Raw genomic sequence first — 12,025 nt, 5'->3', positions numbered from 1 at the left:
TGGAAATCGCCACTGATGCGGACAATCATGACGCACTTGCTTATCCGCAAGGAATCGGAAACTGAAACAATACGACACAACGAAATAAGAAATAGTTCGTTAGGAATGGAAAGTAAGTTTGATATCGTACGGATGCACTTCGGTAAATGACTTTCCCACCAGTTCAGTTTCCGCCTCTCAGCGCCAGAGGAACGGGCGATGTTGCGCGCCAATTTTCCGGCTTGATTGAGAACGCACTGTTAATTCCATTTAATCGCACGCCCCCGCTATTACTTGAGCGAAGCCCCAGGCGTGCATCAAGGATCACTATGTCTCGGCCCAATAGACGAAACGCTCGTATCTCGAAGCGCAATACGCCGCGGCTGGCCGCCATTTCGGTGGCCCTCGGAAGTTTGTATGGCGCCGGTGCATGGGCGCAATCAGCGGCAACCGGCAATGACGTGGCAAAGGTTCAGGACGTTGTGGTCACCACTGGCTCGCGTGGCGACACCAAGACGGTCGCCGACAGTCTAGCGCCCATCACGGTCGTGACCGACGCGGAGCTGGCCAAGACCGGCAAACAGAATCTGCGTGACGCACTCGCGTCGCTCGATCCTACTTACGCAAACGTGCCCGGTTTCAAGGGCCAGCAGGGCATTGGCGTGAACACCGCGAGTCTGCGCGGACTGAGCGGTAACGAAGTCCTGGTGCTTGTGAACGGCAAGCGGCGGCATTCGTCGGCGGTGACCATCGCGGGCATCGGCGGAACGGGAACCGATCTCGACCTGATACCTGTGAGTGCAATCGACCACATCGAAATCCTTAAAGATGGCGCCGCCGCGCAGTACGGGTCGGACGCCATTGCGGGCGTGATTAATATCATTCTCAAATCCGACTCGAGCGGCGGCAGCCTTAGCACCTCATATGGACAAAACGCCAATGCGAACGTAGGCGGTCTCGGGCAGAACGGGAAAACCGGGGACTTTTCGCTAAATCAGGGTATTGCGCTTCCGCACGGCGGCTCGTTGAATCTAAGCGCCGCGGTGATCACGCAGAAGGACACGAACGTGGCGGGGCCCGTCCCGAACAACACGAACATATACCCTCTGCTGCCTAACGGGTCTCCCGATCCGCGCGAAACGACCAATTCCCGTTATCGGCAGATAATGGGTCAACCGAATACGCAGGCGCAAAATTTCTCTTATAACTTTAATCTGCCGATTAACGATGCCATTCAGGTTTATTCGAATGCAACATACAGCCACCGGTTCTCACAAGGTTTCGGAACGTACCGGTCGGCTAGCTCTTCGCAGAACAACCTCGCGTTTTATCCTGAAGGCTTCCTGCCGCAATTCGCGGTGCAGGACAACGACTATCAGGTGGTCGCGGGGGTCAAGGGAACCAACCTGCTAGGTTGGGACTGGGACCTGAGCACGTCGTATGGCCGCGACGATGCACGGGTCGAGGACAACAACGCGTTGAGCCCTTCGTTTGGAGCCGCGAGTGCCACCAACTTCTATCTGGGTAGCCTGATTGCGAGTGAGTGGACGACCAACCTCGACTTGACCCGCAAGGTGAACACCGGTTTGTTCGACAAGCCGTTGCAAGTGTCCTTCGGTTTCGAGCATCGGTACGATGAGTTCCAGCAGACCGTTGGCGACTATCAATCGTACGCACAGGGCGGCTACGTGCCGGCAACGGGTCCGTTTGCAGGCCAGCCAATCTCCCCGGGCTCGGCTGGCATGGGCGGCTTCTCGCCGTCCGCAGCGGGGTCCTATGGACGCACCAATGACGCTGCTTATATCGACTTGGCGCAAGCGTTGACGAACAAGTGGACGGTCGACCTTGCGGGGCGTTTCGAACACTATGACCAGGGTGTCGGTAACGTAGCAAGCGGCAAGCTCTCTACCCGTTATGAATTCTCCCCGGCAATAGCAGTTCGCGGCACGGTCAGTAACGGCTTTTCCGCACCTTCGTTGCAAGACTCCTACTTCACGAACATCAGTTCCAGCTATAACCGCGACGTTTTTACCGGCGCATGGATTCAGCAGATCAGCAAGCTCGTCCCCGCGTCGAACCCTGCCGCACAGGCACTGGGCGCCACGCAACTCAAGCCGGAGAAATCGACCAGCTTCAGCGTAGGTTTCGTGCTCAAGCCGATCGAGCGGCTGAATGTTTCCGTCGATGCATACCAGATCGTGATCGAGAACCGCATTGTCCAGTCGACGGCCTTGCAAGGTAGCGCCGTACAGGCACTGCTCACGGCCGCGGGACAAAGTCCGAACCAGACGGTTTCGTATTTTGCCAATGCAGGCACCACCGTGACGCAAGGCGTTGACGTGATCGCCGATTACTTCACGCCGTTAGGCAAATACGGCGATGTGAAGTGGACCTTCATGAGCACTCAGCAGAACCAGCAAATACGGAGTCTGAACAATCCATCCGTATTGAGCGCGAACGGTATTCAGCTAATTGGACGTGATGCTCAAGGGCGCCTGACAGTGGCGAATCCGAAGAACGTCACATCGTTGTCCGGTGACTGGACTTACGGCAAGTTCGGCGTCTTTGTGAAAGAGACCCGCTATTCCAGCGTGGTCGGGCTCAATGCGATTGCCGCTAATCGTGATGAATATGTGCCGGCGGCCTTCATCACGGACCTGAATCTAAGTTACTGGCTCACGAAGAAATCCAGGCTTTCGATTGGCGCGAACAACCTGTTCAACAAGAAGCCGCCGAACCTCCCCGCCGCGGCCATCCAGTATTTTGGTTTCCCGGTTTCCACGCCGAATCCAAGCTGGTTTTCGCCCTATGGCGTGAATGGGGGGTTCTATTACGCACGTCTTGATGTTGTCTGGTGATCCCGCCCAGACCGCGTGAAAACGGCTTCATGCTGCTCGGCGATTAAGGAGTTTTGATGACATACGAAACGGTTTCTCCAGCTGACATTCCCGGCAGTCCGCTTGCCAACGCGCTCAAGCAGCCCTTGATGCTGGGGGTCTTCCTGAATCTGCAGGACATCCGGTTGTCGACGTTCCCGACCACCTCCACCTGGACTTTCGATTACAACGCGGAGGTGGTGCGCAAGGCAGACGATCTTGGCTTCGAACTGGCGTTCAGCCGAACGCAATGGCTGCCAAAAGGCGGCTATGACGGCGACGCCTCGCTTGATGCGTTCGTCGCACTCGGCGCAATGGCCGCGATCACAAAAAATATCCTGCTGATCTCGACCATCCACGTGCTCTATGGCCCGATACATCCGCTGCATCTGGCCAAGTACGGCGCCACGCTCGACCACATCTCCAAGGGCCGCTGGGGTATCAACATTGTCACCGGGCATCGTGCCGTCGAGCATGAGATGTTCGGCTGGGATCGCATCGAACACGACACGCGTTATGAGCTTGCCAGCGAGCTATTCGATGTCGTCCAGCGGCTGTGGACCGATACCGAAAACTTCTCGTTCGAAGGCAAGTCGCCCTGGAAAGTACATAACGGCTACATCACACCGAAACCGCTCTTCGGACGTCCGGTGCTGGTGAACGCGACCGGCTCCGAAGCGGGTATCGCGTTCGCTGCGAAATATTCGGACATCGTGTTCATTACGAGTCCCGGTGGCGCGCATATCGATAGCGCGCTGGAAACCCTCCCCGCGCATATCGCCAACATCAAGGCGCAAGCAGCACGCGTGGGCCGCACCGTGCGCACCGTGATCAATCCCGTCATCGTGAGCCGCGACACCGAGCGCGAAACGATTGAGTATGCCAATGCGATATCCCGCAACGCCATCAAGGGAGCATTCGCCGGTTATGACAGCGACGCGCATGCATGGCGCGGCCGCGGGGATGCATCGCACAAACAGGGACTTGGACTTGGCGGCAACATCGAGATCATCGGGACGCCCGAGCAAGTGGTCGAGCAACTCGTCGCGCTGAAGAAGACGGGGATCGACGGCGTACAGCTCGGTTTCTACGACTTTCTCCCCGAACTCGGCTATTTCGGCGATCGCATTCTGCCCTTGCTCAAGCAAGCCGGTCTCCGGCTCTGATCTGAATTTGATTCAACGCATCTCCATTCACTTACACCAGAGAGAGAACCCAATGACAACGCATCGCAACTTTTATAGAAACCTCGGCCGTAGCGGCGTCAAGGTGTCACCGCTGGTCCTCGGCACCATGATGTTCGGCGGGCAGACTGACGAGCCAACCGCGCGCCGCATCACGGAAAAAGCCTTCGAACAAGGCGTCAATTTCATCGATACCGCCGACGGCTACGCGGGCGGCGCCTCTGAGGAGGTCGTCGGCCGGCTGATCGCGGACCGCCGTTATAGCTGGGTGCTGGCCACGAAGATTGCCAGCCCGCGCGGTGATGGTCCGAACGATCGCGGCGCATCACGCAAGTACATCATCGAGGCCGTGGACCGTAGCCTGAAGCGTCTCGGCGGCGGTTATATCGACTTGCTGTACCTCCATCGCGAAGACCACGACACGCCTGTCGCGGAAACGATCCGCGCACTTGACGACCTGATTCGCGCGGGCAAGATCCGTCACTACGGGTTGTCGAATCATCGCGCGTGGAAGCTTGCCGAATTCAGCCGTACCGCCGACGCACTCGGCGTCGACCGGCCCATCGCTTCGCAGCCGCTCTACAACCTTGCAAACCGGCAAGTTGAAATCGAGCAGCTTGAAGCGGCTGATTATTATGGACTTGGCGTTGTGCCTTACAGCCCGCTTGCGCGTGGCGTGCTCACAGCAAAGTACCAGCCTGACCAGACACCCGAAGCCGGCACGCGGGCCGGCCGGCAGGACAAGCGCCTCCAACAAACAGAATGGCGTCCCGAATCGCTGACGCTTGCGCAGCAGGTCAAGCGTCATGCCGAAGAGCGCGGCATCACACCGGGTCAATTCGCGCTCGCGTGGGTGCTGAACAACAAGCTGATCACGGCGGCCATTACCGGGCCGCGCACTGAAGCGCAATGGGACGACTATTTGCCTGCGCTCGAGTATCGCTTTACTGCGGAGGACGAAGCGTTCGTGGATTCTCTCGTGACGCCGGGCCATGCGTCCACACCGGGCTTCAACGATCCGGGCCACCCGTTCTTTGGCCGTCAGCCGAGGACGTCCCTTAACACGTGAGGCCGCACGAAAGGCCGTACATGAAACCGTATTCCGATGACTTCGGATATCAGCATCCGCCTCATATATTTACGACGAATGCTTCGTATGCGACGTCATCGCGACTCTCTAAGATCAAAAGCTGTACTGCTTCGCAAAGGTCACGGAGCGAAGCGTTGCCCACTTCGCTCGAACCCTACTTTCCCTGGATGCGCCATGACCCAATCGACCGAGAACACGCCCGTCAAACGTCTCTGGTACACGCGTTGCCCCGCTCCCACACCGTTTGGCATCGCCATCCAGCAAGGTTGGCTGCAGGATGAGTTTCGCAACGATGGTATCGACATCCAGGCGTTGCAGGATTCCAGCGACCCGGTGATCCGGCAATCGCACTTCACGCATTCGCAAGCGCATTCGTTTCGCCAGGGCGGCAACATTCCCGCGCTCTGGGCGCGGGCGCAAGGTGCGGACACGCGCGTGATCGGGCTCTCGTGGGTAGACGAATTCCAGGGACTGGTCGCATTGCCTTCAACCGGTATTGAAGGACCGGCCGACCTGCGCGGACTACGCTTCGGCCTGCCGCGCAACACTCGCGCGAAGGTGGTCGACTTTCATCGCGCAACGGCGCTGCGCGGCTTCGTCACACTGCTCGGCGCTGTGGGCCTCACGCTTGACGACGTGAAACTGGTCGATCTTCCGACCGCGCCGCGTGGTCTCGCCGATGAACCCGCCGTACTCGATAGCGGCGCAGCGCGATTGCTCGCGACCGAACGTGGGCAGGAATTCAGCTTCGAAGCGCTTGCGCTGGTACGCGATGAAGTCGACGCGGTCTTCGTGAAGGGCGCGAGCGGACTGGAAGCGGCGAATCTGATTGGCGCCCGCGCGATCGTCGATCTCAGCGACCAGCCGGACCGCCTCGCCCATGCAAATAACGGCACACCGCGGCCGTTGACGGTCGATGCCGGGTTGTTGCGCGAACGCCCCGACCTGGTTGCACGCGTGCTGTCGCGAGCCATTCAGGCGGGCGAATGGGCAAGCGCGCATCCACAGGATGCAACCGCTTATGTCGCGCGCGAAACCCGCTCGGCCGAGCATTGGGCGAAACATGCTTACGGTTCGCAACTGGCGACGCAACTACAGATTGGCCTCGATCGCAACGCGATAGCGGCGCTCGATCACTTCAAGCGGTTTCTGTTCAAGCACGAATTTATTGCACAAGACTTCGATATAGCAAGCTGGATCGATCCCGTGCCGCTCGCGGCGGCTCGCGCGCTGCTGGCGGAACGACATCTCGCGGTCCCGGCGTAATAACCAGCGTAATAACTCGGCCTGATAACCCCGGCCCCACTTTCACGCACCAGGATTTCATCGATGAGATTTGCGTTGCCGCCGCGGCGGTTCATTATCGCCTGCATGGTTGCCAGCACCGCCTTGCTAATCGCGGGCTCGTCCCCAGGTGCAACCGCTGCCGACGTTTCGCAGCCGGTACGCGGCGGCACGCTCAATTTCGTGGTCGACCCCGAGCCGCCTACCCTCGTCGACCTGACCAACACGGCCGTGCCGACCCTCAAGGTCAGCACGAAGGTCACCGAGGGGCTCCTGACCTATGACTTTGCCCTGCACCCCGGGCCTCAACTCGCGACGTCCTGGTCGATCAGTCCGGACGGCCTGCAGTACACGTTCCACCTGCGCCATGGAGTGAAGTGGCACGACGGACAGGACTTTACGTCAGCCGACGTTGCTTACTCCATCGAACTGCTCAAGCGTGTGCATCCGCGCGGCAAGAGCACCTTTGCGAACGTGATGGAAGTCAGGACACCCGATGCGTTCACCGCCGTGCTTGTGCTGTCGAAGCCTTCGCCTTTCCTCATCAAGGCGTTTTCAGCGAGCGAATCGCCGATCGTGCCCAAACATGTCTATGAGGGAACCGACCCGTTTTCGAACCAGAACAACAACGCGCCCATCGGCACGGGGCCGTTCAGGTTCGTGAAATGGGTGCGTGGCAGCTACATCGAATATGAGCGGAATCCGGACTACTGGGACAAACCGAAGCCTTATCTCGACAAGATAATCGTCAAGCTGATTCCAGACGCGCCGGCACGCTCGATCGCGTTCGAGACGGGTTCCGTCGACCTGGGCGGCAATACGCCGATACCGCTTTCCGACATCGCCCGGCTCAAGCAGAATCCGAAGCTCGGCATTGAAACGCGCGGCTATGAGTTCGAAGCCGGCGTGGTGCGGGTGGAGTTCAACCTAAGCAACCAGTACCTGAAAGTGCCCGCTGTACGCCAGGCGATTGCGCGGGCGATCGACCGCAATGTGATCGCGAAGACGATCTACTACGGCTATGCGAGTGTGCTAAGCAGTCCGATTATTCCTGAAGGCCCGTATCACGATCCGACACTCACCCCCTACCCCTTCGATGTAGCCAAGGCCAACGCGCTGCTCGATGCCGCAGGACTTCCCCGCAACAGCGACGGCGTGCGTTTCAGTGTCATTGTCGATCCGTTGCCAATCAGCGATATCCCGCAGCGCACGGCTGCCTACCTGCGTTCGGCGCTCGCGAAGATCGGCGTCTCGGTGACGATTCGCAACCAGGACCTGCCGTCCTACCTCAGGCGCGTCTATTCGGACCATGACTTCGATATCGCGGTCAACGGCATGAGCAATCTCTTCGATCCGACCGTCGGAGTCCAACGTCTTTACTGGTCGCAAAGCATCCGCAAAGGTGTGCCGTTCACGAACGCGTCCGGCTACAGCAATCCGGAGGTTGACCGCTTGCTCGAGCAAGCGGCGGTCGAGCCCAACGAGGCTAAGCGCAAACAACTGTTCGGGCAGTTCCAGCAGATCGTGGGGCGTGATCTCCCCGATGTGAACCTGGTCGAGCAACAACAGGTGACCATTTACAACAGGCGCGTGCACAACCACACCACGTCGCCCGACGGCCTTGATTCGAATTTCTCCGACGTGTACCTGAGTCCCTGAACCGGAACCGATCGCATGCATTCCTCTAACTTGAAACGCGTGGCGCTGCGTTTGCGCCGCACTGGAGCGCAAGCCGTACCGACGGTGATAGCAGTCGTGGTGCTCAATTTCGCGCTGCTGCAGCTGGTGCCTGGTGACGCCGCCGATGTGCTGGCAGGCGAATCGGGCTCGGCCACCGCCGAGACCATGGCGATGATGCGTCACCACTTCGGCCTCGACCTGACCCTGTGGCAACAGTTGCTTGCATACTTGAAGCATCTTTCGCACTTCAGCTTGGGATTTTCGCCGCGCTTCAATACGCCGGTCATGACGTTGATCATGGCCCGCCTGCCGAATACGCTGATCCTCATGGTGAGTGCGCTGGTGTTCGCCATCGTGGCCGGCATTATCATCGGCGTGGCGATGGCAACCTGGGCCGGCAAGTGGCCCGATCGCGTGCTGTCGTTTCTTGCGCTAGTGCTTTATTCCATGCCCGGCTTCTGGCTCGCGCTCATGGCAATCGTGCTGTTCTCGGTCAAGCTCGGATGGCTGCCGAGCGGTGGGGACATGACGCTCGGTGTGAATCTCAACGGCTGGGACTGGTTCGTGGATCGCGCCAGTCACGCCGTGCTGCCCGCGCTCGCGCTGGCAAGCTTCTTCGTCGCGATCTACGCCCGCCTCACCCGCGTCGCCATGCTCGAAGTCCAACGCCAGGACTATGTGCGCACCGCGCAGGCCAAGGGCCTGCATCCGCTTTTCGTGACCGTGCGCCACGTGCTGCGCAACGCCCTGTTGCCGATCACCACCGTGGCCAGCATGCACCTGGGTAATCTGCTCGGCGGCGCCGCCGTGATAGAGACCGTCTTTAGCTGGCCCGGACTCGGGCGCCTCGCGCTCGAAGCCGTACAAGGCCGCGACTACAACGTGCTGCTTGGCGTGTTGTTGCTGTCGTCCATGCTCGTGATCGTGGCCAACGTACTCGTTGATCTGCTGCACGCCTGGCTCGACCCGCGCATCGCGCTTCGTTAAAAAGTCCCCTATGTCATCTAATCACTCGCCTCTCGATTCGCCGCTCGAACACGCCGATAGTGCTCCGGTCCAGCCGGGTGCCAACCGGCACTTGCGCGACTCCGCTGTAAAGCATGAGCGCAGTAGTTGGCGCAGCCAGTTCACCACCCTGTGGCTTGGACGATTTGGTCGCTTCGGGCGCTTTGGCCGCGGGCCGAGCGACGTTTCGCCGGAACATTCGGAAGCGCGCCGCTGGCCTGCGCTCAAAGCGCTCGCGCGCAATCCTTCTGTCGTGAGCGGCGCCGCGTTGCTGCTTGCGCTGCTTCTCATTGCACTGTTCGCCGGCAGGCTCCTTCCCGGCGATCCGCTCGATATCGTCGGGCAACCTTTGCTCGCTCCGGGACAGGACCCGCAATACTGGTTAGGCACGGACTCCCTCGGCCGCGACGTGCTCGCGGAACTCGCGCATGGCAGCCGCGCGTCGCTCGCCATCGGCGTGACGGCCGCGCTGATCGGCGTGGTGATCGGCACGCTGGTCGGCGCGCTCGCCGGATACTTCGGTGGCTGGGTCGACGACATCCTCATGCGCGTGACCGAACTATTCCAGACCACGCCGTCGTTCCTGTTCGTGATCGTGATCGTGTCGATCGGACATCCCTCCATGACAGTCATTTCGCTTGCGATCGGCGTCACCTCGTGGCCCACCATCACGCGCCTCGTCCGGGCGGAATTCCGCTCACTCGTGCAGAGCGACTTCGTGATGGCTGCCCGCAGCCTGGGCTTCGGCCACGCCCGCATCATCTGGCGCGAGATACTGCCGAACGCGCTGCCGCCCATCATCGTGACGACCTCTGTCATGGTGGCCACCGCCATTCTCATGGAGTCCGCGCTGTCGTTCCTGGGCATGGGCGACCCGAACGTGGTGAGCTGGGGCAGCATGATTGGCGACGGCCGCGAAATGCTACGCACTGCGTGGTACCTGACCGCCTTGCCGGGAGGCGCGCTCGTGCTGACGGTGCTCGCGCTGAACCTGCTCGGCGACGGCCTCAACGACGCCCTCAACCCGCGCCTCGCCGAGCGTTCATGATGAAACCAATACTGGAAGTTGATCGGCTCGCGGTGCACTTCGGCGCGCAGCATGCAGTGAACAACCTGAGCTTCATAGTGCACGAGAACGAAATGCTCGCGCTCGTCGGTGAATCGGGTTGCGGCAAGTCCACTACCGCGCTCGCGATCATGCAGTTGTTGCCATCCAGCGCCACGCTCGAAGGCAGGATCGATTTCGAGGGTCGTGACTTGGTCGGTCTGTCAAAGACGACCATGCGCTCGATCCGCGGCAACGCGATCTCGATGATTTTTCAGGAGCCGATGACCTGCCTGAATCCGGTGATGACGGTAGGAAACCAGATTGTGGAAGTGCTGCGCCGGCACGAGCCGCTATCAGCCGATGCCGCCTGGAAGCGCGCGACCGAATTGCTCGATCTGGTGAGGCTGCCGGAACCCGCCAAACGTGCGCACGATTATCCGCACAGTTTGTCGGGCGGCCAGCGCCAGCGCGTGATGATTGCGATGGCCGTGGCATGCCGGCCGCGCTTGCTGATTGCCGACGAACCCACGACCGCGCTCGATGTCACCATCCAGGCGCAGATCCTGCAACTGCTCGATTCGCTACGCCGCGACTTGTCGATGGCCGTGCTGCTCATTACGCATGATCTCGGCGTGGTCGGCCAGTATGCGAACCGCGTCGCGGTAATGTATAGCGGCGAAGCCGTGGAGGACGGCGCGACCCAGCGCATCTTCACGCAACCGCGTCACCCGTACACCAAGGGATTGCTGGGGGCGTCGCTCACGCTCGACCAGGATCTGCACTATCGCACGCGCCGTCTCACCGAGATTCGCACGCACATCGACACGGACACCGGCCTGCGCGACTTCTCGCTCAGCGATGAACGCATTGCGAGCGCGCCGAATATCGTCTTCACGCGCAGTCCGTATGTTCGCGCGCCGGCAGCGGACAACCGGGCACCGCTGCTCGCCGTGCGCGACCTCGTCACGCGTTACGACAAGGGCAATGTGGTTGACGGCGTGTCGTTCGATGTCGGTCACGACGAAACGGTCGGTCTGGTCGGTGAGTCGGGATGCGGAAAGTCCACGCTGTCCCGGACCATCCTGCGGCTGATCCAGTCGACGAGCGGCACCATCAGCCTCGACGGCCAGGACATTACGCATCTGGGCGGCAGCAAGCTGCGCGCAATTCGCCCGAAGATCCAGATGATCTTCCAGGACCCGTACGCGTCATTGAATCCGCGCCAGCGCGTGCTGGATATTCTCGATGCCGCGCTAATCGTCCATGGTGTTGCTGACAAACATGAAAGGCGCCGGCGCATAGCGGACATCACGGATCGCGTGGGGCTCGCGTCAAAATCGCTGCAGCGTTTCGCGCACGAGTTTTCGGGCGGCCAGCGGCAGAGGATCGGGATTGCGCGCGCCCTGGTGCTGCAGCCGAAGCTCGTGATCTGCGATGAACCAGTTTCCGCGCTCGACGTCTCCATCCGCGCGCAAGTGCTGAACTTGCTTGTTGAGTTGAAGCAATCGCTCGGGCTCTCCTACCTGTTCATCTCGCACGATCTTTCCGTGGTTCGCTATATAGCCGATCGCGTGCTGGTGATGAACACCGGCAAGATTGTGGAATCCGGCGACCACGAAAGCATCTGGTCCCGTCCCGCGCATGCTTATACGCGCAGCCTGATCGACGCTGTTCCCAAGCCGGCGTTCAGCAGACACAGGCAGGACAATACCGCGCCACGACAAGACGACGTGGACCTGCCGTTCTCGTTTTACCGCTTCGCTGTGTGACCCGCATGATTGTCGATCACTCTGCTCATGCGGCACCCCATCCACATATCTGCACGATGAGAAACTTCATCAAGAATTGATGTTTCGTGATCCTATATTTTATTGCTAAG

General features: G+C 60.1%; 8 protein-coding genes. All 8 read left to right on the top strand.

Annotated features, from left to right (window positions below):
• The first annotated feature begins 308 nt into the window (after positions 1-308).
• The 8 genes from HB376_RS20380 (at position 309) to HB376_RS20345 (ending at position 11,915) form a co-directional block, all read left to right on the top strand.
• Positions 309-2,837 carry a TonB-dependent receptor gene (locus HB376_RS20380; RefSeq protein WP_213765483.1) on the top strand — a complete coding sequence of 843 codons (2,529 nt, stop codon included), beginning with the start codon at positions 309-311 and terminating at the stop codon, positions 2,835-2,837.
• A 56-nt stretch (positions 2,838-2,893) separates the two neighbouring features.
• Positions 2,894-4,021 carry an LLM class flavin-dependent oxidoreductase gene (locus HB376_RS20375; RefSeq protein ID WP_213765482.1) on the top strand — a complete coding sequence of 376 codons (1,128 nt, stop codon included), beginning with the start codon at positions 2,894-2,896 and terminating at the stop codon, positions 4,019-4,021.
• A gap of 52 nt (positions 4,022-4,073) precedes the next feature.
• Positions 4,074-5,108 carry an aldo/keto reductase gene (locus HB376_RS20370; RefSeq protein ID WP_213765481.1) on the top strand — a complete coding sequence of 345 codons (1,035 nt, stop codon included), beginning with the start codon at positions 4,074-4,076 and terminating at the stop codon, positions 5,106-5,108.
• 195 nt (positions 5,109-5,303) lie between these two features.
• On the top strand, positions 5,304-6,395 hold the full coding sequence (locus HB376_RS20365; RefSeq protein ID WP_213765480.1) for an ABC transporter substrate-binding protein: 1,092 nt from the start codon (positions 5,304-5,306) through the stop codon (positions 6,393-6,395).
• Positions 6,396-6,458: 63 nt separating this feature from the next.
• Positions 6,459-8,072 (top strand): ABC transporter substrate-binding protein, encoded by a 1,614-nt coding sequence (locus HB376_RS20360; protein WP_255631461.1) that lies wholly within the window; start codon positions 6,459-6,461, stop codon positions 8,070-8,072.
• 15 nt (positions 8,073-8,087) lie between these two features.
• On the top strand, positions 8,088-9,080 hold the full coding sequence (locus tag HB376_RS20355) for an ABC transporter permease (RefSeq protein WP_213765479.1): 993 nt from the start codon (positions 8,088-8,090) through the stop codon (positions 9,078-9,080).
• A gap of 10 nt (positions 9,081-9,090) precedes the next feature.
• The gene (locus HB376_RS20350; RefSeq protein ID WP_213765478.1) at positions 9,091-10,146 is read left to right on the top strand and encodes an ABC transporter permease; all 1,056 of its coding nucleotides are present in this window, start codon (positions 9,091-9,093) and stop codon (positions 10,144-10,146) included.
• On the top strand, positions 10,146-11,915 hold the full coding sequence (locus HB376_RS20345; protein WP_213765611.1) for an ABC transporter ATP-binding protein: 1,770 nt from the start codon (positions 10,146-10,148) through the stop codon (positions 11,913-11,915). Before HB376_RS20350 ends, HB376_RS20345 begins: the two co-directional genes overlap by 1 nt.
• Positions 11,916-12,025 lie beyond the last annotated feature (110 nt).

This window comes from Caballeronia sp. dw_19, from assembly GCF_018449515.1.
In the GTDB taxonomy this organism is placed as follows: domain Bacteria; phylum Pseudomonadota; class Gammaproteobacteria; order Burkholderiales; family Burkholderiaceae; genus Caballeronia.
Note: the sequence above shows the minus strand (reverse complement) of the source record. Positions and strands in the feature narration are given on the sequence as shown.